This is a genomic window from Mycobacterium sp. D16Q16 (genome assembly GCF_002013745.1).
Classification (GTDB): Bacteria; Actinomycetota; Actinomycetes; order Mycobacteriales; family Mycobacteriaceae; genus Mycobacterium.
The window spans coordinates 131,019-153,687 of record NZ_MAEY01000023.1 but is presented as its reverse complement, the minus strand read 5'-3'; the positions used below and the strand labels follow the sequence as shown (position 1 = coordinate 153,687).

The 22,669-nt window shown below is 64.5% G+C and carries 27 protein-coding genes and 1 pseudogene; 26 read left to right on the top strand and 2 right to left on the bottom strand.

What is annotated here, in order from left to right; all coding sequences use genetic code 11:
* From B4394_RS25570 to B4394_RS21410, 6 genes and pseudogenes are all read left to right on the top strand, one after another.
* Window positions 1-322 (top strand): annotated as a pseudogene (locus B4394_RS25570) (hypothetical protein); the annotation flags it as partial.
* A 69-nt stretch (window positions 323-391) separates the two neighbouring features.
* On the top strand, window positions 392-823 hold the full coding sequence (locus tag B4394_RS21425) for a hypothetical protein (protein WP_078316223.1): 432 nt from the start codon (window positions 392-394) through the stop codon (window positions 821-823).
* Complete coding sequence (locus B4394_RS25565; RefSeq protein ID WP_217697781.1) at window positions 820-969, top strand: hypothetical protein; 150 nt, start codon at window positions 820-822, stop codon at window positions 967-969. The genes B4394_RS21425 and B4394_RS25565 overlap by 4 nt, the downstream gene beginning before the upstream one ends.
* Window positions 966-2,174, top strand: coding sequence for a hypothetical protein (locus B4394_RS21420; protein WP_502688538.1), 1,209 nt, complete (start codon window positions 966-968; stop codon window positions 2,172-2,174). Before B4394_RS25565 ends, B4394_RS21420 begins: the two co-directional genes overlap by 4 nt.
* Before the next feature lie 88 nt (window positions 2,175-2,262).
* Window positions 2,263-3,303 carry a hypothetical protein gene (locus B4394_RS21415; RefSeq protein ID WP_078316222.1) on the top strand — a complete coding sequence of 347 codons (1,041 nt, stop codon included), beginning with the start codon at window positions 2,263-2,265 and terminating at the stop codon, window positions 3,301-3,303.
* A 45-nt stretch (window positions 3,304-3,348) separates the two neighbouring features.
* The gene (locus B4394_RS21410; RefSeq protein ID WP_078316221.1) at window positions 3,349-3,777 is read left to right on the top strand and encodes a hypothetical protein; all 429 of its coding nucleotides are present in this window, start codon (window positions 3,349-3,351) and stop codon (window positions 3,775-3,777) included.
* Here B4394_RS21410 and B4394_RS21405 read toward each other — a convergent pair.
* Window positions 3,763-4,692, bottom strand: a complete 930-nt coding sequence (locus B4394_RS21405) for an HNH endonuclease (protein ID WP_502688539.1) — start codon at window positions 4,690-4,692, stop codon at window positions 3,763-3,765. The two genes, B4394_RS21410 and B4394_RS21405, sit on opposite strands and share 15 nt — an antisense overlap.
* Before the next feature lie 278 nt (window positions 4,693-4,970).
* Window positions 4,971-5,201 carry a hypothetical protein gene (locus tag B4394_RS21400; RefSeq protein ID WP_139360355.1) on the bottom strand — a complete coding sequence of 77 codons (231 nt, stop codon included), beginning with the start codon at window positions 5,199-5,201 and terminating at the stop codon, window positions 4,971-4,973.
* Between the two features lie 82 nt (window positions 5,202-5,283).
* Between B4394_RS21400 and B4394_RS21395 the strand changes: the two genes are divergently transcribed.
* From B4394_RS21395 to B4394_RS21300, 20 genes are all read left to right on the top strand, one after another.
* Window positions 5,284-5,685 (top strand): hypothetical protein, encoded by a 402-nt coding sequence (locus tag B4394_RS21395; protein WP_286142224.1) that lies wholly within the window; start codon window positions 5,284-5,286, stop codon window positions 5,683-5,685.
* Window positions 5,682-6,038, top strand: coding sequence for an MFS transporter (locus B4394_RS21390; RefSeq protein WP_078316218.1), 357 nt, complete (start codon window positions 5,682-5,684; stop codon window positions 6,036-6,038). Before B4394_RS21395 ends, B4394_RS21390 begins: the two co-directional genes overlap by 4 nt.
* The gene (locus B4394_RS21385; protein ID WP_286142222.1) at window positions 6,019-6,408 is read left to right on the top strand and encodes a hypothetical protein; all 390 of its coding nucleotides are present in this window, start codon (window positions 6,019-6,021) and stop codon (window positions 6,406-6,408) included. The genes B4394_RS21390 and B4394_RS21385 overlap by 20 nt, the downstream gene beginning before the upstream one ends.
* A complete protein-coding gene (locus B4394_RS21380) occupies window positions 6,405-6,857 on the top strand; it encodes an AAA family ATPase (protein ID WP_078316217.1) in 453 nt (150 codons plus the stop codon). Before B4394_RS21385 ends, B4394_RS21380 begins: the two co-directional genes overlap by 4 nt.
* A 163-nt stretch (window positions 6,858-7,020) precedes the next feature.
* The gene (locus B4394_RS21375) at window positions 7,021-7,416 is read left to right on the top strand and encodes a hypothetical protein (RefSeq protein WP_078316216.1); all 396 of its coding nucleotides are present in this window, start codon (window positions 7,021-7,023) and stop codon (window positions 7,414-7,416) included.
* Window positions 7,388-9,025, top strand: coding sequence for a terminase large subunit domain-containing protein (locus tag B4394_RS21370; RefSeq protein WP_078316215.1), 1,638 nt, complete (start codon window positions 7,388-7,390; stop codon window positions 9,023-9,025). Before B4394_RS21375 ends, B4394_RS21370 begins: the two co-directional genes overlap by 29 nt.
* A gap of 12 nt (window positions 9,026-9,037) precedes the next feature.
* Entirely contained in the window at window positions 9,038-10,477 is a 1,440-nt protein-coding gene (locus B4394_RS21365; RefSeq protein ID WP_078316214.1) for a phage portal protein family protein, read from the top strand.
* On the top strand, window positions 10,471-11,715 hold the full coding sequence (locus B4394_RS21360; RefSeq protein WP_078316213.1) for a head maturation protease, ClpP-related: 1,245 nt from the start codon (window positions 10,471-10,473) through the stop codon (window positions 11,713-11,715). Before B4394_RS21365 ends, B4394_RS21360 begins: the two co-directional genes overlap by 7 nt.
* A gap of 3 nt (window positions 11,716-11,718) precedes the next feature.
* Window positions 11,719-12,096: a DUF2190 family protein gene (locus B4394_RS21355; RefSeq protein WP_078316212.1), complete on the top strand. Its 378-nt coding sequence runs from the start codon at window positions 11,719-11,721 to the stop codon at window positions 12,094-12,096.
* 16 nt (window positions 12,097-12,112) lie between these two features.
* Window positions 12,113-13,024 carry a major capsid protein gene (locus B4394_RS21350; RefSeq protein ID WP_078316211.1) on the top strand — a complete coding sequence of 304 codons (912 nt, stop codon included), beginning with the start codon at window positions 12,113-12,115 and terminating at the stop codon, window positions 13,022-13,024.
* Window positions 13,024-13,506 carry a hypothetical protein gene (locus B4394_RS21345; RefSeq protein WP_078316210.1) on the top strand — a complete coding sequence of 161 codons (483 nt, stop codon included), beginning with the start codon at window positions 13,024-13,026 and terminating at the stop codon, window positions 13,504-13,506. The genes B4394_RS21350 and B4394_RS21345 overlap by 1 nt, the downstream gene beginning before the upstream one ends.
* 3 nt (window positions 13,507-13,509) lie before the next feature.
* Window positions 13,510-13,872: a hypothetical protein gene (locus B4394_RS21340; protein WP_078316209.1), complete on the top strand. Its 363-nt coding sequence runs from the start codon at window positions 13,510-13,512 to the stop codon at window positions 13,870-13,872.
* A complete protein-coding gene (locus B4394_RS21335) occupies window positions 13,872-14,279 on the top strand; it encodes a hypothetical protein (RefSeq protein WP_078316208.1) in 408 nt (135 codons plus the stop codon). Before B4394_RS21340 ends, B4394_RS21335 begins: the two co-directional genes overlap by 1 nt.
* Window positions 14,279-14,638, top strand: coding sequence for an HK97 gp10 family phage protein (locus tag B4394_RS21330; RefSeq protein WP_078316207.1), 360 nt, complete (start codon window positions 14,279-14,281; stop codon window positions 14,636-14,638). The genes B4394_RS21335 and B4394_RS21330 overlap by 1 nt, the downstream gene beginning before the upstream one ends.
* Window positions 14,638-15,048 carry a hypothetical protein gene (locus B4394_RS21325; RefSeq protein ID WP_078316206.1) on the top strand — a complete coding sequence of 137 codons (411 nt, stop codon included), beginning with the start codon at window positions 14,638-14,640 and terminating at the stop codon, window positions 15,046-15,048. Before B4394_RS21330 ends, B4394_RS21325 begins: the two co-directional genes overlap by 1 nt.
* 98 nt (window positions 15,049-15,146) lie before the next feature.
* A complete protein-coding gene (locus B4394_RS21320; RefSeq protein ID WP_078316205.1) occupies window positions 15,147-16,232 on the top strand; it encodes a hypothetical protein in 1,086 nt (361 codons plus the stop codon).
* 97 nt (window positions 16,233-16,329) lie between these two features.
* A complete protein-coding gene (locus B4394_RS21315; protein WP_078316204.1) occupies window positions 16,330-16,785 on the top strand; it encodes a hypothetical protein in 456 nt (151 codons plus the stop codon).
* 61 nt (window positions 16,786-16,846) lie between these two features.
* Window positions 16,847-17,209 (top strand): hypothetical protein, encoded by a 363-nt coding sequence (locus B4394_RS21310; protein ID WP_078316203.1) that lies wholly within the window; start codon window positions 16,847-16,849, stop codon window positions 17,207-17,209.
* Between the two features lie 15 nt (window positions 17,210-17,224).
* Window positions 17,225-20,926, top strand: a complete 3,702-nt coding sequence (locus B4394_RS21305; protein ID WP_078316202.1) for a phage tail tape measure protein — start codon at window positions 17,225-17,227, stop codon at window positions 20,924-20,926.
* On the top strand, window positions 20,923-22,653 hold the full coding sequence (locus tag B4394_RS21300; RefSeq protein WP_078316201.1) for a DUF7257 domain-containing protein: 1,731 nt from the start codon (window positions 20,923-20,925) through the stop codon (window positions 22,651-22,653). The genes B4394_RS21305 and B4394_RS21300 overlap by 4 nt, the downstream gene beginning before the upstream one ends.
* The last annotated feature ends 16 nt before the right edge of the window (window positions 22,654-22,669 follow it).

The window sequence follows — 22,669 nt, the reverse complement described above, 5'->3', positions numbered from 1 at the left end:
GGACCCCAACGACCCCCCACCCCCTCACTGCCCGAAGCATCCCGGAGGTACTAGCACGCCGTGCCATGGCTGCGAGGCTGCACGGCACAACCGTCAGGGCATCGACCGAGCGAACAGTGAACGGCAACGGGCGCAACGTGAGTCCGAGCAGCACGCCGCGCTGGAGGCCAAGCTCGCCACCATCGCCGTCTGCGAGATCTGCGACGACGACGGCTACGACGGCACCCGGGTTTGTGATCACATCGACCGCTCAGCGATCGCCAGGGCCGGAGCTGCCAGGGCCCGCGCAGCGCTCGAAAGTCCCTCCGCTGCGGCCGGATAGTCGCCAACCGTCCGAAAACCCGCCAGCGTCCACCACAGCCCCAGGAATCGATATGCGAACGGAGACACGGTGACCGAGAAAGCAAGACCCGAGAGGTTCACCTGCCCCGGCCTGGTCGAGGGCGGGCGCGTCGCCGTCCAGCTCGCAGACGGCACGCTGGCCGAGGGGTACTGGTATGGCGGCCAGCTGCACGACAACCCGCGCGAGCCCGTGGCAGAGCCCTCGGGGCACGCGTACAACCCCCACCACTGGCCGTTCCGCGAGGGCTTCGGCGACTGGCCGACATCGCCCTACACACTCGCGTCCGTACCCGCTTTCCGCATCGCGATGAAGCTCGACGCCCCGTTCTGGCCGAACCGGCCTCCCGCGCCCTGGCGGATCTGGCCGGTGAACCGAGAGTGGCGGATCGAGAAGCGGGTCGGCGATGGCTACGAGACCTGGTGCCGATTCGACACCAGCACCGAAGCCTTCGCCGCGTTTGCCGCCGGTGGCTCGCGATGAGACCCGGCGACGCTGACCGCATGGCGCAGATGTGTGAACACCTCGGCATGCCGCTACAGCCGTGGCAGCGTCAGCACCTCGCTCAGATCGAACAGCACGATATCGATGTCCAATTCGCCAAGATGGTAAGGGGATTCAACCGTTGACCAAGTGCAAGCGGTGCGAACGCGCAACCGATCTGTTCGTGTGCAAGGCCTGCATATCCGAGCTGCGCAAGCGACTGGCCGACCTACCGTGGTGGATCGATCGACTCACCGAAACCGCTGTCGGGCAGGCGAACCTGGGCGATGGTGCACGCAAGGGCGAGCGTCGCGACGTGCTGCACGGCGACGAGAGTCTCGTGAGCCACGTCGAGCCCTTCCCGCGCGACAAAGACACCACCCCGACGCCGAGAGACCACCGAGAGCGGCACCAGGCGGCGCTATGGCATGCCCTGGCGCTCGGCCGGGTCAACGGTCGCGCCAGCGACGAGCTCGACCGGATCGGCAACGCACTGTCGACGACCATCCGCGATATGTGCGAGACGCGTGGGCTCGAGGTGCCCGAGTTCCGCACGCAGCCAACGCCGCTACTGGTCATCGAAGCGGAGGGCGAGCAGCCGGACGATCGGTTCGATATCGATTCCGCGCCACCAGCCCGGGCCGGCGCATGTCGGCGGTGCTTCGTGACGCTGCCAACCTCGGCGGCCGGGGCACTGTGCGACGACTGCGACGGCGCCCCAGAAGCGCGTACACCCAACGAGACGCCCGTGGACAACCTGCGCGTGACCTACGCCGGACGGCGCGGGGAGGACACGCTCTCGGTCGCGACGACGGCGCGCATGGCTAAGTGGCTGCACCGGCAGGCCTCCAATGTCGCCTTGCAGGAGAACGGTGCCGAGATCTGCGACGAGATCGAGCAGCTGTTCCGATCGATCACGCGCGTTGTGAACCGCCCGCCTGAGCCCATGATCATCGGGCCATGCATCACCGACCCGGCACCCGACGAGGTACTCACCGCGCGGGCCCGCAAGGGCGACAACGCGACCCGGTGTGGGTACGCGCTCATGGCGCCAAGTCACAGCGGCTCAATCGTCTGCCCGCAGTGCGACACCGCGCACGAGGTCGCCGACGTGCTGGCGCGCAACCTCGGCGAGCTCGACGACCGCAACGCCACCGTGCGCGAGCTTGTCGACGTGGTACTGCCGCGCCTAGATGAGCACGTACCGCAGAGGACGATCGAACGCTGGATACAGAACGGTCGGGTGCCGGTGCGCGGACGTGACGCCCACGGTCACCAGATGGTTCGCATAGGTGACGTACGCACCGTGCGCGCCGATCGGCCCCGCAACGCCAGCGCGCGGGTGAACTGACGAAGTCAAAGTGTCGGACCTAACCTGCATACTTCGGCCAAGCGCACTCCAACGCCGCTGGGAGGGCGCATGACTCACGGGAGCACGCATGGAGTTACCGGCCAAATCTATTGACGGTGCAGAAAAGGGCGTCCGCTCGCCACTGGAGCGGGCCAGGCTCAGCGTCCGAAGCTTGGTAGATACAGGTAAGACCTACTACCGGTGGCAGAAGGAGGTCGGCGATCACCTGAGGGAGCAAGGCCAAGCCGCGAAATTCTACCGCGCTTTACCACTACTTCTATTTAGCTATTTGATTTTGATCGCCTCGCCTTGGATGCTCAACATAACCGCGATGAAGATTGCCGAACTCGAGGTGATCCACATTCCCCGCCTGTTCGCGCGGGTCAGTGGTGACATGGCATTCTATCCGAATGGTTATTCCCTACTTGGGGCGATACTGTATCTGCCAGTTCTCGTAATATTCGCCCGGAAGAAAATCTCACCGTGCATCCGAGATTCAAATGGCTGGCGCAAAGCCGGATATTGTATAGGTCTGCTTCTTTACACCCTATGGTCCGCCCTGCTGCTATATGCCATCGCACGGATGGGGCTGCTGTTCGGTATCCAGTTCATGCTATCCACGATTCTTTGGATACTGATCCTATGCTTCTGGCTCACTCAAATCGGAATATATTTACTCACGTTCACTACATGGTTCTGGATAATGAAGATTATTTCAATCTATAAACCATTGCTCGGCCTAGCGATAACTGGGCTGGCTTTCTATTACGGTGTGAACATAGCCCGCTTCCTCGCGGATGCTTCAAAGTTTGCATACCCTGCTAATCTTCATCACCTATTCGGTGTCATTAGCGTGAGCGTGGTAGTTATCCAGTGGTATGCGACAGCCTGTAGTTCGGTGGCTACAGCCATACCTTGGATTGTTAAATTCCGCATTGTCCTAGGGCTGCGACGCGAGGGAGATTCATTCCGCGAAGGCTCCTACTACCAGCGATGGTGCAACCAAGACCGGGACGAGTGGCCAACGGTTCGAGAAGCCGTGATTGACGGGTGGCGGACGCGAGGCGAAAGATCAGACTCCAACCTCTGGCAGGTGACCCGGGAGGTATTCCGGGAGGTATTCCACTAGACGTGGATCAGGGCGATGTCGGCCCCCTGGGGTAGAACCAGCCCCATGGACGCGCGCAAGGCCATTGGCGAGATCATCGAGGGCATCCCGAACCTGTTCGGTCTCACACGCAAGGTGAGCATCGGCGCCGAGGGCGAGATCGAGACTGTCGTCTACACGCAGGCGCAGGTCGCCGACCTCATCGCCTCGGTGCTGCCAGACGGTCTCAAGCCCAAGGGGTATCTGGTGATCAAGCTGCCCGGCATCCAGACAGACGATGCCGGCCGCCGCTACGTCGAAGTGCCGATCACCGCGCGACCATGGGCCCCGGGCGAAGTGCGCATCTCACCTCGCGGGGATGAGGTGGCCGTGGCCAACATCCCGCCCGTTCTGCCCATGCAAGACGCCCGCGCTCTGGCCTCGGCACTCATGACCGCACACACCGCATGGCGCCGCGATAAGCGCAGTAATGCCCACGGATTACGCGGACGTTAGCTTGTTCGACTTGCTTCGATTGCACCGCCAGCACAGCGTCTGCAGGTTCTCCACGGCCGTCATGCCGCCCTTGGATACCGGAATGATGTGGTCCACCTCAAGAAGTAGATGTGGCTCAGCGGCAAGTGACACTGAACAGGATTGGCACGTGTAGTTATCTCGGGACTTGATGGTTTCGCGCAGTCTGGAGGTCATCATGGCACGCTGCCCGGCGACGCTCTTTCGCCATCGGATCTTCTGCGAAAGGGTTTCTACGAGCACATCGATCGTTGGAGCGTTCAACGTGATGGTGGCCCGCTGAGAGCTATTTCCGCCTGCGCTGACGTACTCAAAAATGTACACGGGGTACGGAACGGTAATCGTTGACAGGTTCACCCCCACATGTCGCATGAACGCATCCTTGTAGAGCCAGAGAATGAACGCCGGTGGGTTGATCGATTCGGTGATGCTATGTTCGCGCTGTTGAAGGTTGGCGAGGGCGGCTTCGAGTCGGGTGATGCTGTTGCCGAGATCCTCGGCCTGGGCGAGTTGGGTCTCATTTGGCTTGATGTTGAAGTACTTCATCAAGTACTTGAGAGGGTCGGCGCTAGCGTTGCGCACGACCTGTAGTGAGCAGTTGTGCACGTCAGGTGCTTGGTAGTTCGCCATATTTCGGTCGCGGCGATAGTTCCAATGACTAGTGTTCTGGAACGATGCGAGGTGCGCATGCATACCCGTTGGCGAGAAGCCGAGTTGGAACAATCCGTTGCTGCGAATTTCCTCGGTGTAGGCGGCGAGGTCGTTGTGCTCCGCGACGAACGACGCGATGTTGGTCTTGTGCGCCAAGAACTCTTGGCTACGGAAGTACACCTCTCTGAGGATGAAAGTGACAACCCAGAACAATATGAATGCCCCCGCGAGGACACCGACAATCATAAAAAGGGCATCCATACCCGTCTGCGATCCTTACATGATTCCGTTGGAACGCTTGGAACTGTAGCGATGCACGGCGCCCGTTTCCGGGGATTCCTGAAATCAAGGATTGACCTGGTGGGAGTGACAGTGGACAGCCTGCGGTTCTGCGACACGCGGGCCCTGGATAGTCCCCCAGACCTGCGCGTATGGCAAAATGGCGCTCAACATGTCGGTGGGACAACTATGTCCACTGCATGAAAACCCCGGCCTAGCTGGGGTTTTCGTCGTTTCAGGGTGAGCTAAAGCAGCGTTGGTGCGTGCCTGATGGCCTGACGTTCCTTACGCGCTATGGCCAGCTCCTCGCCGATTGCAACCAACGCCTGGGTCTGCGCTAACTGTATTTGCCATTGCAGAAAATCCCGAACAGCAGGATCGAGCCCATCCAAGCTAGCTCTGGTGTCGTACTTTCCGCAGATTTGGATGGCACCGGCCGCCGCTTCACGCACCCGGTCAAGGTCTTTGTCATTCATGGTGCCGATGCTATGTCGGCGCAGATCCATCGTGTGGGTAACCGAATGATGGCACCCATCCCTTAGCCCAAGGGGGCCACTGATGACTAACCAGCTCTTGGTGGATCTGCTCACCCGCACGTTCGCAGCCGGTGCTCTGCAACATCCGGGTGACGACAACAGCCCCGCCCGTGTGATCCCGATTCCCGGGTTCCGCTCGACCGGCATGCCCGAGGAGCAGGCCCAGGAAATGATCGGTCAAGCCTCGAAACTGTGGGCCGAGGCCCTCGCATCGGCCATCGCCGCCGAGTTCGATGTCCTGACGAAAGCTGATGCGGCGCAGCTGCGTCAGGACGCCGCAGAAGCCCCGGACGGCACCCGCATCCTCACGCTGTACGACCGCACAGACCACCAGCGCACCACACCCCTATGGGTGCTGACCGTCGGCAAGACCGATGACGTGATGATCGATGCCCGCCAACTACGAAAGTTCCTAAGCCCATGAGCCATATCAAGATCACCGTTGACGGCAAGACCCTGATGGACGCCGACCCCGGCACATGGCGGCACACCCCGCCGGATATCCCGGATTTGCGGCGCCAGAGCGGCGGGCAGCCGTGGGGATTGGCCGTCATGGGCGCTGTCGCGCAGACGGCGACGCTGACACAGATGGGCCGCGACGTTGGCGACACCACGATGACCATCACCACCGGCGCCCAGGGTTGGACGATGGATGTGCAGCACGGCGGCGGCGAGCCTTCCGGTGTACCGGCCAAGGTGATGCCCACGCCGAGCACGCCGCCCGCCCACGCTGCCGCCGCTGCACCGGACGCCGTACATGCCGAGGCCCGGCAGTAAGGCCAGCACCACCGATCGCGGTCTGGGCTGGAAACACCAACAGCACGCCGACGCGCTGTTGCGCCGTCACCTCGACGGCACGCTGTGCTGGTGGTGCGCACTACCCATGTTCAAAGCGCCCTTGCTGGAACGCAACTGGGACCGCAAGCAGCTGGCCGCAGACCACAGCCAGGCTCGGGCGTTCGGCGGTCAGCGTGCCGATCGCCTTCTGCACGGCATATGCAACAGCCAGCGCCAAGACGGCCGCCACGACGCCCGCAGGCCCGCGGTACTTGAGGTTCATCCCTCGCAGTGGTCGGTAGCCCTTGTGGCTCTGGGCATCACCGCCGCGCCGGTCATCGCTACCGACAACCTGGTGATGGACTGGTGACCCTATACCTGGTGACCGGCCCGCCTGCGGCCGGCAAGTCCACATGGGTGCGACAGCACGCCCGCCACGGCGACATCACCATCGACTACGACGCCATCGCTTCGGTGCTCACGCCCGCCGGTGGTGACCCGCACGACCCGCCCCAGCACATCCGCTCGGTCACCAAGGCCGCACGGCTGGCCGCGATCGACACCGCGCTGACATTGGCCGGGCAGTGCGATGTGTACCTGATCCACTCGATGCCTGGTGAGGGCTTGCTCGCGCGATACCGATCCGCTGGCGCTCAAGTCGTCACCATCGACCCTGGTCAGAGCGTGGTCATGGCCCGATGCAAGGCCGAGCGACCGTGGCGCATGGCCCAGGCAGCAAAGCGTTGGTATGCCGACCAGTCGCACAGCAAACATGTCGACCCTGCTAGCAAACGCGACGGAGGTGTGATGTCGTGGTGATCACCGGCCGATGTGCCGAAAACGTCCTGACCTGCGCCGATGCACACACGCCAAAGCGCCATAACCGCAGGTCAGAGCCCCTCCCCCCGAAATTATCCAGGTGGGGGGCCTTCCTGACCCCCGGAGGCTCCCGTCAGGATTTTTTTTCGGGCAGCGAACGGCAATGACCGCCCGCAAACCAGCAAAGCAGGCAGCAAAGCCAGCTAACACCCCAGTTAAGCGGGCCCCCCGCAAGCAAACACCCACCAAGACCCCAGGTCAGAAGCTTATCGCGGACCTGTCCGAGCCGGGCGACCCCTATTCGCTGCAGATCCTCATTGAGCAGGCTGGCCACGCCGCCGACTACCTGGCCCGGATGAACGGGCTACTAGAAGGCGACCGTGATAGCTGGCTGCAGGTCAAGATCGGCACTACCGCGACGGAGGTTGTGGTGAACAACGTGCTGATACAGCAGCGGGCCCAATCCGAGCAGCTGCGCAAGCTGATCGCGGCGGTACACGCCCGACGCGGCAAGGCACCGAGCAAGCCCAATGGTCCAAACCCGCTCGATAAGTACTAAGCCGAGCACACCGGCCTGGGTCGGTTCCTGGCCACGCCTCAAAGGGCGCCAAACCCCTGAGTTCGAGTCTCGGCACCCGGGCGATGAGTCGGCGCAGGCCGACCGGTGCGGCCGGTTCGGGTTCGATATCGGGCTGCGCACCATGCCGTGGCAATGGGGATCGCTGCAGGGCATCTTGTCGGTGCAGGACGCCACGGCTGACGAGATCGAGGACGCCGCCCGCGAGGGGCGCGAGCCCGTCCGGCTCTGGACGCACCGCGACGTGTGTATCGAATGCACACGCCAGCAAGGCAAGACGCTGCTGATCGTCCTGCTGATCTTGTTCCACATGTACGTGCTGCGCTCGGCGCGCATCATCTACACCGCCCAGCGCTGGTCGACCGCGTACGACGTGTTCAAGCGCGTGTGGGCCGTCATCGACCGAGTGCCGTGGCTGCGCGAGCGGCTGGCCGAGAAGCCCTCCAAGGCCGGCAACCGTGGCGTGATCAAGCTGCGCGACCCGAACACCGGTCAGATCGTGTGCGAAGCCGAGTTCGGGCCCCGCTCACAGGATTTCGGACGCGGCTACACCGAGATCGACCTCTTGATCGTCGATGAGGCCTACGACATCGACCCCGGCGAAGAACAGAACCTCACCGGCGCCCAGTCGGCTGCCAAAAATCCACAGACGGTGTACATCTCGACCTCACCGGTAGCCAGCATCCACCCCAAGTGCCACACCCTGACCGGCATGCACAAGCTCGGTCACCAGCGAGCCCCGGACCTGTACTACGCGCTCTACGCCGCACCCCGAGAGATGGCGCGCACCGAACCGGATACATGGGTGGCCGCCCAACCGTCGTACGGCGTGGCGACCAACGAGCGCGAGATCCGCTCCAAGCTGCAGAAGGCCAAAACACTGGAGCAGCGCGCAATTTTCAACGCGGACTATCTCGGATGGGGCGACTACCCGCCCGACGAGGAAGAGATCAGCTCGCCGATCCCCGAGGCGATATGGGGCGATATGGGCAATCCAGACGCCAAGCTCACCGGCTCCCGGGTGATCGCAGTGCGCCGCGCACGCAACCGCGATGCCTGGTCAATCAGCGCCGCGCAGTGGTCGGTTGACGCACGCAGCCACATCGAGGTGGGCCCACTGCGCACCGGCTCACACACCGAGATCGCCAAGTACCTGATTGCCAAGGTGACCGAGTGGAACCCCATCGCGCTGGTGATCGACCGCAAGAACACCGCCAACGTCCTGGAACCACTACTGACGGCCGCGGGCATCGAGCCGCAGATGATCGGCACCCCCGAGATCGCCCTCGCATGCGGCGGCCTGCTCGATGATGCGTTGGCGGGCAAGCTCTCCCACAGCGATCAGCCCGTGCTCAATGACTCGGTGGTCAGCGCGACCATGCACGAGCTGCCACAAGGCGACTTCATCTGGGCCGAGGACTACACCGGCGCCGGAACCCCGCTGGTGTGCGTATCGATGGCGCACTGGGCGCTACTGAAGTTCGGGGTCAAGGCACCCGCCAAGACCGTCAGTCCCCGCACCGGGGCCTCGCCAGAGCGCCAATCACAGGGCCATGGCGCTGATTTCGACGCGATGACGACCGCATTCTAACGAGAGGGGGCGATGATGGCACCGAAGAAGACCGCCGCCCCGCGTACTGAAAAGGGCTACGTGCTCAGCTCGGCCGGCGCCACGGGCTGGGGTGGGCCCACCGACCAATTCGAGCAGACCACCGATCTGATCTGGCCGCTGTCGGTGTGGACCTACACGCGCATGGTCCGCGAGGATGCCCGAATCTCGTCCGTGCTGCGGGCAATTGGGCTGCCCATTCGACGTACCGCGTGGCGCATCCGCCAAAACGGTGCCAGCGATGAGGTCACCGAGTTCATCGCACGCAATCTGAGCCTGCCCATTGAGGGCGCCGCCGACGAGGACGAACCCCAGGCGCGGACTCGAGGCCGGTTCTCGTGGGACAAGCACCTACAGCAGGCCCTTATGGCGCTGCGCTACGGGCACTCGGTATTCGAGCAGGTCTACCGCCTCGAAGGCGAGGGCGCCAACGCTCGCGCGGTGCTGCGCAAGCTCGCCCCACGCCCCCAGGCCACCATCGCGAAGTGGAACGTCGACCGCGACGGCGGACTGGTCTCGATCGAGCAACAGCCCTCCAGTGCGTTCGCCATGACATCGAGCGGATTGGCGATACCGGCTGGTGGGCCGCTGGATTCGACCATTTCGGTCAACCAGCTCATCGTGTACGCGCACGAACCCGATCCGGGTGTGTGGATCGGTAACAGCCTGCTACGCCCTGCTTATAAGCACTGGAAGCTCAAGGACGAGCTGATGCGCATCGAGGCCGCCGCCGCCCGGCGCCACGGCATCGGTGTACCGGTCATGAAGGGCAACCAATCCGATTCCGAGGACCCGGAGCGGATGGACGAGCTGCTGGCCATCGCGTCGGCATTCCGGGGTGGTGAAACGGCTGGCCTGGCCATCACCGAGGGCGAGGAATTCGCCATCGCCTCACCGTCGGGTACCCCGATGGACCCGCGCCGCGCGATCGAGTATCACGATCACCAGATGGCGCTGGTTGCGTTGGCGCACTTCCTGAATCTGGACGGCAAGGGCGGCTCGTACGCCCTGGCCAGCGTGCAGGCCGACACGTTCGTGCAGTCCGTGCAGACGGTCGCCGACGACATCCGCGACACCGCCCAGGCGCACGTCGTCGAGGATCTGGTCGACCTCAATTTCGGCGAAGACGAACCCACACCCCTGCTGGTCTTCGACGAGATCGGTTCCCGACAGGACGCCACCGCCGCAGCGCTGCAAATGCTCGTCAACGCAGGGCTATTGACACCCGACCCCCGCCTTGAGGCCTTCATCCGCGCGGCCACCGGACTACCTGGACCCGACCCGAACGCGCCCGAAGCCGAACGGGATCCCGGCGAGCCCAACAACAACCCCGAGGACAGTCGCGGATCGGTGCACGTGCGCACCCATACCCGGGCACGTCCCGGCGCCAGCACGAGCACGGCCAAGAGGAACGGAGACCCGACGCTGTGGTGACCAGGAATCTCAAGGCAGGCGAGCGCCCCCCGTGGTACAGCATCCGCAACGCCACCACAGCCGACGACGGCCCGGCCGAGCTGCTGATCTACGACGAAATCGATTCGTGGTACGGCATTTCCGCCGAACAGTTCACCCGAGACCTGGGGGCCATCGACAACGATGCCATCACGGTGCGCATCAACAGCCCCGGTGGCTCGGTGTTCGACGGCATCGCCATCCTCAACGCGCTACGCGACCACCGGGCGAAGGTGACCGTGGTGGTCGATAGCCTCGCCGCCTCGATCGCCTCGGTGATCGCGATGGCCGGCGATGAGATCGTGATGAACCGCAACAGCCAGATGATGCTGCACAACGCATGGGCGGTGTGCGTGGGCGATGCCCGCGACATGCACAAGAGCGCCGAGCGGCTGGCCCAGCACAACACCAACATTGCCCAGATCTACGCAGACCGGGCAGGGGGCACCGCCCAGGACTGGCTCGCGGTAATGGCCGAGGAAACCTGGCTGCTCGCCGACGAAGCGGTCGATGCCGGTCTTGCCGATCGCGTCGTCGAACTCCCAGAGAAGGAATCAGACTCCGCAGCCGCGCGCGCGTCGGTGTTCGATCTGTCGGCGTTCAAGTACGCGGGCCGCCAGTCGGCCCCCACGCCACGGATGCCCCTGGCGCACAACAAGACCCCTCAGCCCGGACCGGGCGAGGTTCACAGAGGAAAGGAGCCCATTGTGGCAACCCTGAATGAGGGCCTCGCCAAGCTGCTCGGTATCAACGCCGACGCTTCCGACGAGACCATCCTGTCCGCCGCCGCCGAAGCGCTCGAAGAGCGCGCCGACGACACGGACGAAACCCCGCCCGTTGCACCGACTCTGGAGCAGGCCACCGCCTTGGTCGCCAAGGCCGGCCTGACAGTGGTCGAGAAGGCGCAGTACGAGGCCACCGTCGCAGCCGCGCAGGCGGGCGCCGAAGCCCGCGCACAACAGCTGCGCGAAGGCGACGAGCGCGTGGTCGATGCGGCCATCCGCGACGGCAAGGTCGCCCCGGCACGGCGCAATCACCACCTGCAGGCACTGGCCGCCGACCGCGAGGGCCACACCGCCGTGCTGGCCGCGCTGGCGCCGGGGCTGATCCCTTACGCCGAGACGGGGCATTCGACACAGCCCGCCGATGGCCCCGTGCCCAACGACCTGAGTTGGTTTGACTCCGCGCCCACCGCGCCGAGTTCGGAAGGAAAGGAATAGATCATGGTCAACGAGAACGTGGGCGTGTATGAGCCGGGCCGGGACATCACCGGCCGCGCAACGGCGGCCGTCACCGGTAAGCGGTTCCTCAAGATCAGCGGCAACCGCACCGCAACCGGGAACATCGCCGTCGCTCCTGCCGACGCGGCGGGCCGGGCGTGCGGTGTCTCTAAGTACGACGCCGCCAGTGGCGAGATTGTGGGTGTGGCGCGCGGCAATTCGCGTGTCACCCATGTGAGCGCCGAGGGCGCGCTCGCCGCATTCGATCAGGTCGAGGTCGGCACTGCCGGTAAGGCCAAGAAGTTCGCCAGCGGTGTCGCCGTTGGCTACGCACTCACTGCGGCGGCCGATGGCGCCGACGCCGAGATCAGCCTCTACTAGGAAAGGGCAACCCACCATGGCAACATCTCCCGTCGCGTACCCGCTGGGTGCGCCGGTCATCAACGACAACAAGATCTCGGTTGATCTGGCGTACAAGTCGCCCGGCCGGATCACCAAGCGGCTCTCGGATCTGACGCTGCAGAAGTTCATTGCCCCGGAACTGTTTTCTTCCTCGGGGGCGAGCACCACCGCCGGGGCGATCATCTACGACGTGATCCGCATCAACGAGCTGTACACCAAGAACGATGTGGAACAGCGCGGCCCGTCCGATGAGTACACGATCGTTCAGGGTGAGCGCACACAGCCGCAGGTCGCCCAGTCCGAGGACTGGGGTGGCAAGTTCTGGATGTCCGATGAGGCCATCCGGCGCAACGACCACGCCCAGATGGACCGCCTGACCACACAGCTGGCGAACACGCTGGTGCGCAAGATCAATCAGCGCACCGTGGCCGTCCTGGACGCGGTGATCGCAGGCCTGGGCGGTGCTGGCGTCATCCCCGGGCACGACTGGGGCAACGTCACCCTGACCGGTAACAGCCCGACTCCGAACAACGCACGCCCGTTCGCCGACATCATCGCCGCACAGCTGTCGGCCGATGTCGAAGAGCTCGGCTACACCTACAACGTGTGGGTGGTCAACCCCGTGCAGTACGCGGACCTGCGCATCGCCTACGGGCCGGACTTGCCGCAGATCCTGCAGGACGCCGATATCTCGATGTTCCGCACCAACCGGGTGGCCAACGGCAGCGCCTATGCGGGCGTGCGTGGCGGTGTCGGGTTCCTGGACTACGAGCAGATGCTCTCCACCGAGACCTGGCGCACCCCGGAGAACAAGAAGAACTGGGTGCAGTCCTCGGTACTGCCCATCATGGGCGTCACCGACCCGTACGCCATCAAGAAGGTGACCGGCCTCAAGGGGGCCCCGTAATGCCCGAGGTGAGCGAGCATGTAGTCACTGCGGCCACGTGGGAGTACGTGACCCCCGCCGGTACGCGGCGGCGGGCGTTCTTCGGCCAGACCGTCACGCTCGCCGACGAAGAGGTCGCCCGCGGCCTCAACGTCGGTGCGCTCGGCGTCGAGCTGCCGGCCGAATCGACCGATGACGAAAGCGACTCGGCCGAGGCCAATGTCACGGACGGCGGTGATGATGGCGGCCAGGGCGATGGCGCCGACACCGGCAGCAGCAGTGACGGCGGCGTGGATGGCGATCACAGCTCCACCGCAGGCGATTCCGGTGACCCGGGCGAGGGCGCCAGCACCGAGGGCGCTGCTCCCCGGGATAAGCCGCTCAAGGCAGCGACCAAGCCCGTCCTGGTCGACTGGCTGATGGACAACGGCACCTACGACCGCACCGAGCTGGAGGATCAGGACAAGGCCGACCTGTGGGCGCTGATCGAGGCCACGGACTAGTTCGTGACCGACTTCCTTGACGTAGAGGCGTTCGCCGCCATGTTCCGGCCGCTCTCGGCTGCCGAGAAACTGGTGGCGGCGCCTCTACTGACGGTCATCTCCGACTGGATCCGCGACAAGAAGCCCGCCATTGCCGACGACGATCCGGCCGCCAAGATCGTCACCTTCGAGGTCACCCGAGACGCGCTGCTCTATGGCGAGTTCGGGCCGGTCTCGTCATTCACCAAGACGGTTGGACACCGCACCAAGCAGGCTGCGATCGATCGCGAAGCCGTCGAGAAGTTCATCGCGCGCCGTCACTACCGCATGCTCGGCCTGGCGCTACAGGCCAAGGCGCGTGGCCACTTCCCGAGGTGCGATTACTGATGGACACCCTGGGCGGGCAGCGCATCGGGATCGTATGGGATGTCCCGGTACTCGACGGGCACGGTGATCCGGTCCTGGACGAATTCCGCAAGCCGCAGGTCACCGAACACGTTGTGTGGGCCGATAACTGCCTGTTCGAAGTGCAGTCCACCGCCGAGGACAACCAGGCCATCACCACCACAACCAGCCAGCAGGCATGGGCGTTCCTGCCGGTTATCGATGGCCACGTGCCCACCGTCGACGACAGCGCCGCAGCCTTGCCGGTCGCCGTCGCTGACATCGGTTCGGCCCACCGGATTCGACACCTGGACCGCGACTACAGCGTCACCGGCGACGCGGTGCTGGAGTTCGACCTCGACGGCCGAGAAGACCACGTCTTTTGCATCTGCGAGCGAAGGGTCGGCTAATGGCCAAGGATCACAAGCCCAACCCGCTCGTGGCCCTGGGAGTGCCGCAGTCGGCAATCGACGAGGCGATGCGTACCTCGGCGCAAGCCAAGGCCGACAAGCTGCGCGTCGGCAAGCAGATGGCCGCACACGCGAAATCGATCTCTCCGGTGGACCACGGCGACTACGGCGCCGCGTGGAAAGTCCAGCAGGGCAAGGGCCGCGACGATGAGACCAAGGTCGTCAACGACAATTTCAAAGCCCACTGGATCGAGGACGGCACCGGGGGCACCAGCCCGACACCGGAATTTGCCGTCGCGGCCAAGACCGCGATCGCGTTCGGCGGCACCGCCGCCGATGTCATCAACAGGCCCGATTGATGACCGTCGCGCTGCACGCTCAGATGCCCCCCAACGCGATCGTGATGATGCTGGCTCACCTGGCACCCCTGGGCCCGTGCGAGATGGAACGCAAGCCTGATGATCCGCTGCCGTTTCGTCAGGTCCACATGATCGACGGCACCTACGACGCAAACCTGTTCTACTGCACTGCGGTGCTGTCGATCCACACCTTCGGGCAGACCATCACCGAAGCCCAACGTGAGGGCGCCAAGACCGATCAGCGGATCATGCTGCTCGGCGCCGACATCGTCGATGTGCCCATGCCCGATGGCGGCATCGCGAACGTCGACTACCTCGATTTTCAGCAGCTCTCGATGCTGCGCGAATACCAGGCTGATAACGCTTTTCGTCTCAAGGCGATCTGCGAGCTCGGTTTGTCCTTCACCTAAACGTCGCGGTCTCTTCGATCGCGCCGCGGCCCTATGCCGCATCAAATCGCCGGAATCTGTTCCCCTTTCCGGTTCCTCACCTATGAAAGGAGCGTCAGATGACGCAACCCACACCCGGCGTTGACTGGAGCGACGGCGGATTCAACGATGTAGATCCCCGGTTCGCCATTCGTGGCCCCCTGGTGGCCGTGCTCGCACGCGACTACCGCGGCGCCGCCACCGACATCAGTCCGCACGTGTTCAATCCGCTCACCGAGGACGGCAAGCTGCGCCCGGATCTGTTCGCGCAGCGCAAGATCGGCGGCGAATGGCGCAACAACCCCGAACCCAACCAGGGCTGGCTGTTCCTGGGCGCCAACACCAAGACGGGCGGGCCCGAGCGCGAACCGAACATCGACGTAAGTCCACTGGAGATCCTGCAGTCGAACTACCCGATCGAGAAGGACATCACCAAGATCGACAAGACGGTGAAGTTCACACCGATCGAATCGCTCAAGCCTGCCGTCAAACGCCTGCGCAACAACCTGCCGCTACAGGACGAAGACGGCAACCTGCTGGTCGAGGACGCCGGACAGAAGGACTACTTCGTCGGCACTCCACTGGAAGCCGATTTCGTGCCCCGACAGCTGCTTTTGATCCGTGCACGGTCCCGCGCGGGCGGCAAGCTCTACACCGTCGAGCCCATCCCGCTGTGCAAGCTGACCAAGATCGGCGCGGCCAAGATGGACAAGGAAGACCCCGACGCCGCCGAGCTGGAATTCTCGCTCGAACCCGACCCGTTCTTCATGATCCCCGACCCGCGTAACCCGGGCATCCTGATCCCGGGCCTGGACGGCGAGTGGGTCGGCGGCAAGGGCTGGACCACAATTCAGGGCGCACCCAAGGTGTCCAACACCGCGCCGACGGTCACCGCGGGCGCCGCAGGTAAGGCCTCGATCGTGCTCGCCGATCCCACCGGCGCCGGTGATCCGTTCACCATCGAGGCCGAAAGCACCATCGATGACGGGACGACCTGGCTGCCGGCCGTACTGGACAACCCGGGTGCTGTCGCCTCGGCGGGCGGCAACACCACGGTCAAGGTCAAGACAGTGGCCGCCGGTACGACCAAGTTCCGCGTCAAGGTGACCGGCACCAACGGCGCTTCGGTCTACACCCCGAAGTCCGCAGTCGTCACCATCGCCTGATGAACCCCTACCTGGCGGGCGTCGGGCTGCGCCCGCCAGGTAGGCACCACCTTCTGCAGCCCGAAAGCCCAAGCCCAACAGCCCGAAAGGAACATCCATGAGCACCAACCACGACCAAGACACCAGCGAGCCTCTACATCCCGTTGACCCCAGGAAGGCGCGCGAGCAGGCCGCCGATCATCTCGGGTTCATGGCCGGTGTGTTGTTCAAGCTCGACGACGACGCGACGTGGGAGCTGCCCAATCCGGCGTTCCTCGATACCGAGCAGCGCAAACGGTACCGCGAATATCAGCGGGACATGAACAACCTCGACACCGAGCTGGTCGATCACCCGCTCGTCGACGGCAAGAAGGTCGAGCGCACCATCTACCCATATCTCAAGGACGGCAAGGACTTCGACCCCGACGAGCAGCTGTGCATCGCGCTCATGGGCCAGGACACCTACGCCAAGTTCCTGGCCGCGGGCGGTGTTCCCGGCCAGATCGATACGCACTGGAAACTGATGCAGCGCCAGCTCGAGGAGCGGACAAAGATCGACTCCAAAAGTAATTGAGGCAGTAGCGCTGTGGTGCCGCTGGCCCAATGCGATCGAAGCTGATCTTCGGTTTCGCGGTGTGCGCATCGCCGATTGGCACCAGGGCACCCGTGATGAGCGCGGCGCCCTGGTGCTCTCCAGCCGTCAATTGCTGGTGCTGATCCACCAGCTGCCCGAAGACTCAGAGTTCAAAACCCATGCGCCCCCGCCATTTGGACGCGACGGCGACTGGACGGTCATGCAGAAGATCACCGCCGAAACACACAACGAGCTGGCCGCATACCGCGCCAGCAAGTACGCGGGCACCCCGCACGAATACATGTACACCAAGTACTCATCTCCCCTCGAATCCCGCAGACAGGCCGAACTGGCCGCCGCTGAAACCGAATTCATCGAATCGGCGCGAGATGAGTTGCTCGATGACGTGTTCGGCGACCAATGACCCAGGAGGTGAGTGATGTCTGTCGAGATCCCCATCGGGGCCGCCGCTGATCACCGGTCGTGGAAGCGGGTCGCCGATGATGCCACCCGCACGTTCGGCAACGCGGGCAAGGACGCCGGCCGCGAGTTCGCCAACGCACTTTCGGGCAGCTCCAAGGAGGTCGAGCAGTCCCTCAAGCGCATGGGCGATCGGGCATCGGACGCCTACGACAAGGCATCGGACGCTGTTGGTCGACTCAAGTCCGAAGAGGCGCAGCTGCAGCGCCTACGTGACAGTGACGCCGACGGCGCCCGGGTCATTCGCCAGGCCGAGAAGGTGGAAACCGCGCGGCGCGCCGAAGCACGCGCCGTCCGCGATGCGACGGCGGCGTACAAGGAATACCAACAGGCATCCGATGATGCCGGTCGACGCAACAACACCAACGCCATGGGCGGGATGCGCGCACAGGCGGGGCAGGCCGCCCAGCTCGGCCGCGATATGGCTGACGGGTTCTCCGGCGGGTTCGTCAACGGCGTCAGCGGTGCGGCTTCGATCGCTCGTCTCGGCGCGGCCGGGGGGCCGATCGGCATGGCTCTGATGGGTCTGGCTGCCGTCGGCGTTCTTGCAGGCCGCCAGCTTGCCGACGGTATCGCTGACGGTATGGCCCAACTTCGGGTCGAGGATGTGTTCCGCACCCGCATGGGTATCGACCCCGCCACCATGGGCAAGCTCAGCGACGCAGCAGGTAGCGCGTGGGCCAAAGGATTTGGACAATCCGCACAAGAGAACCTGTCCATCCTCGATCTGGGGTTTCAGGCCCGGTTGATCGGCGCCGACACCAACGAACAGGATGCCCGCAAGTTCGTCGAGCGCATGCAAACCACCCAGACGGTCACCGGAGAGGATCCGCGCTCACTGGCTCTGGGTGCTCGCGGCCTGGTGTCCGGCGGCATGGTCACAAGCTATGTCGACGCCTTCGATCTGATCATCGCCGCCCAGCAAAAAGGCCTGAACCTCTCGGGCGACATGATGGACACACTCAACGAGTACGCCATCAACTTCAAAAACCTCGGACTATCGGGCTCAGAAACCCTGGGCCTGATCAACCAGATGTTCGAGGCCAACATCCGCAACACCGACCTGGCCGCTGACTCGTTGCGCGAGTTCGCGATCAGCGCCAACGACGGCTCCACCACCACCCGTGCGGCATTCAAGGCACTCGGCTTCGATTCGGAGGCGATGGCCAAGTCATTCGCCGCAGGCGGCGACGAGGCTAAAAGGGCGTTCGAGGCGATCATGGTCGCGATGGCGGCCATCGAGGATCCGCAGCAGCGCTCCAATATCGGTCTGGCACTGTTCAAGACGCGATGGGAGGAAGCCAACACCGCCATCGCGGCCATGGACCTCAAGAAGGCCGGTCAGCAGTTCGACGACATCGCGGGCAAAACCGACAAGGCCTCTGATGCGCTGGGAGAGCACGCCAACGGCTGGACCAAGCTCGGCGACACCATCTCCAATGAGATGGACCGCATCGGCAAGAAGCTCGCCGACTCCGGTCTGGGCCGATGGATCGGCCAGGGCCTTCCCGGCTGGATCGGCGACCGGCTCACCGAAAACGATTTCGACAAGCAGGTCCAACGCGGCAACGTCAACTTCGACGAACGTCTTGCCCAGTCCCCGTTTAAGACTGGCGCACCGATGCCCGCCTCGGGAACCCCGCAGTGGAACGAGCTGCTCGATCTAGCCAGCACCGGACGCATCCCCGGAATCACCGCGCGCGACGGCAAGATCACCGACGCCGCCGGAAACCCGATCCCGGAGTTCAATCCGCCGGCCGAACCCGCCCCCAACTTCTACAAGGACTGGTACCCGGGCGCCACCGCAGCCCGCGCCATCGGTCCGGGTATGCCGTTCGATGAGGCCAAAAAGCAAATCGAGGCCGCCGACAAGGGCGACAAAACCAAACCCCCAATCGACCCGAAACTGTGGTCCCTGGAGGCCAATCCGGTTGCTATGCCGCCAGGATTGGGCACCGCGCCCTCAGGTGCGCCCGGCACCCTGGCCCCTTCGCCCACGGGCGGGGCAGGACTGGGCCGCTACGAGGTTGACCCGATGCGCGTGTACGACGCCGAATCCTCGGCGATTCGCGCCAAAAACTCCCTGGAGCAGGACCGTATCGCGCTGATCCGCCTCGAGCAGCAGGGCACCGCCGATCAGGACGCGCTGCTGCGCACACGCAATCAGGTCGCCGACGCCGAGCGCTCCTATGTCTCGGCGCAGATGAAACTGGCTGAGGCCCAGCAAGGTACGTGGAAAAAGATGGAAGGTTCGGCCAAGGATCTTTCCGATGGCATGGGGCAGATCGGCGCCGCGCTGGACAAGGATTTCGGGATCTCCAAGGGCCTACCGGGCATGGCGGAGAACCTCGTGAAGTTCCTGGCCAACATGGCCGCCGCCCCGCTGCTGGGGCAGCTGGGCGCGATCAGCGCTGTCAACCCGTCCAAGGGTGGATACGGCGCGATGGGGGTTCTGGCCGCACAGGGTGCGTTCGGCCCGCAGTACACCGGCATCAGCGCGGGCACCGCGGCTGGGCCGCAGGGGATTGGGCCCGCAGCCCTGGGCGGCGCCATGGGCCCATACCCCGGCGATGCGGCGCTCATGGCGAGCGTCAAGGCCGGTACCTACGTGTCGCAGGCCGGGGTTGGTGATCTCACGCAGGGGATCGGCGATTGTTCCAGCGCCGTTGAGGATCTCGTCGACATCCTCGATGGACGGCCCACGGCGGGCCGCAACCTCTCGACGGGCAACGCCGCCGAATGGTTGACAGGGCGCGGCTTCCTGCCGGGCATGGGCAAGCCTGGAGATTTCCAAGTCGGCTACAACCCCGCGCATATGCAGGCCACCTTGCCCGGCGGAACCAACATCAACTGGGGCAGTGACGCCTCGGCCGCGCAACGCGGGATGGACGGCAGCCAGGGCGCCTACGATCCGGCGTTCACCTCGCACTACTACCGGCCCGTAACCAGCGGGGGCGCACCCACACCGGCACCGGTGCCTGTCCCTGCACCGGCTGGCGCGAACTTGGCTGTCACGGGCAACGCGGCCGCGGGCGGATACGACCCGGCGATGAGCAATCCGGCGTTGACCAACCCCGGATTGACGAACCCAACGCTACCGGCCACCGCCGGTGGTGGTTGGGGTGGCCCGAGCGGGCCCGCGCAAGCCTGGAGCCCGTCCTCAACGCGCCTCGGCGGGGTGGAACCGGCGGCCGGCAGCGGAGCAGGCGGGGTCGGCATCACCCCGGGGGGCACCATCGATACCGCGATCGGGATGGCCGCCTCGGCCGCCGACATCTTCGCCCCGGGTGCCGGGCAAGCAGCGCAGACCGGAATCAAGCTGGCCAACAGGGCCATTCAGTTCGGTGCCCAGGCCGCCGGTATCGGTGTGCAGGGCGCGATGGACACGTTCTTGCCGACGGGCGGCTCGGAGCTGGCCAACAAGAGTTGGCTGACCAAGATCCTCGGCGGCGTCGCCGGGGCCGCCCCGGCGATACCGAATGCGGCCGGTAAGGCCACCGCGCCGCCGAACCCGAATCAGAGCGACCCGAACGCGCAAGGCGAGCAAGGGAAAGCGGGCGACACCCACATCAGTGTCACCAACAACCGCGCCACCGAGGACGGCACCGGCCGCGATATCGCCTTCCATCAGCAGGCACGAAACTCTGGGCCAGGGATGTGAGCGTGGCGATCCGCTATCCAGCCAACCCGGTCACCCCGCACGGCTGGTATCACCTGGTCAACGGCGAAAAACCCATGATGCGGCTCACGGCCTATGACGGGTCGGTCGAAATGTTCCTGCTCGGCGGGTACGCGATACCCGACCCGCACATGGCCCCCGAAGCCGTACATGTCGTGGACCTCGAAGGCCTGATCGCGCCGTGGAAGCACGTCACCCAGAAGGGCGCCACCGAAGACGGGGTTCTGCACGTGGACGCATTCCTGGATCCGGTCGAGGTCAAGCTCACCGTCAAATGCCGGGGCCGCAACGCCGCGCGCACCCGCCGGGTCTATCGGCACCTGATCGATTCCCTGGATGCCATCAAGTGCTCCCGGTTGGACTTCTTCGATCACGACGGCGGGTATTGGTGGGCCGACGTGCGCTGGTTCCAAGGCGGGCAACCCGATCCGGTCTCGGGGATGCGCAAGGGCACCTCACAGAAGGCCACGCTGCGGCTGCAGGCCGACACCGGCACCTGGAAGAGCTTCGATCACACCGACGCGTTCGCGTTCACCTACGACGCGATGACCGACACCTTCACCGTCGATCACCGCGACACCCGCGATCTCGGCGATGTGCCCCAGCACTACAGCGGCACCGGCGGGGGCTACTGCACCGCCAATGGTGATCAGATGATCTGGGTCGATGACCCCGATGATCTGCTGCTGACCACCTCGCGGCGGGTGATCAACGGGCCCTGGCCACACTTCGATACCGACACCGACAACCAGGTGATCTCACAGGTGCACGGCGGCTTTCAGGAGTGGTCGCTGCCCGATTCGGCGCGCAACATTCTGGGCGGGCGGCTCAACCGCAACCCCGATGGCAGCTGGGCGGGCGATGGGGTGTTCGTCGAGTACGGCGCCGGCTATCTGCGCCTGTACTACACGATCAATTTCGTTGAGACCACGCTGCGTTGGTGGCCGCTGGCGATGGTGATCCCGCCGATCCTGGGCGAGAAGTTCACGCTGGTGTGCGGCTACACCGGCAATCTGCGCACGTTCAAGTTCCTGCGCAACGGCCTGGAGATCTTGTCGGTCACCGAAGCTGGCACCGGATCGCCGCTGGGGGCTGATCACCGGGGCGTGGGCAACGGCGCGTTCGCCGCCTCTGCGGTGCTCACCCAAGCCACTCCCGCCCCGATCCGCAAGATCTCCGCGGGCGATAACGCCGAGGTCGCACAAACCGGGTTCCTCAAGCGCATCAACATCGGCGATCAGGACATGTACGACGACTACGTCCTGTTCGGGCCGTTCACAAAAGTCAAGATCTACGACGGGCCGGGTTCGGGCGAGTTCGTCGAGTTCGGTCCGCTGCTGCCCAATCAGGTGGTGTTGCTGCGCACCGATCCTCGCGTGCACACCACCTTGGTGCAAGACCTGACCTCGGTGCCGCCCTCACCGCAGGAACTCGATATCTTCCAGGACGCGGTCGACAAGTTCATGAGTTTTGCCGGGATGAACGGATCGGCGTTCGCCGAACAGATCGAATCACTGTTCGGCATCCGGCCACCGCAAGGCCCGCTGTACAAGTACCTCACCGGCCGATTCTCGAAAAACGTTGCAATACCGGCGAAGTCGCCAGGCAACCCGGCGCAGCCGTATTTCGTGAAGGTCTCGATCGAGGGCGGTAACGCCGACTCGAAGGTCATCGCCTCGGGCACCCCACGGCGGAGATACCCGCTCTAATGCCTCCTGCCGTGTG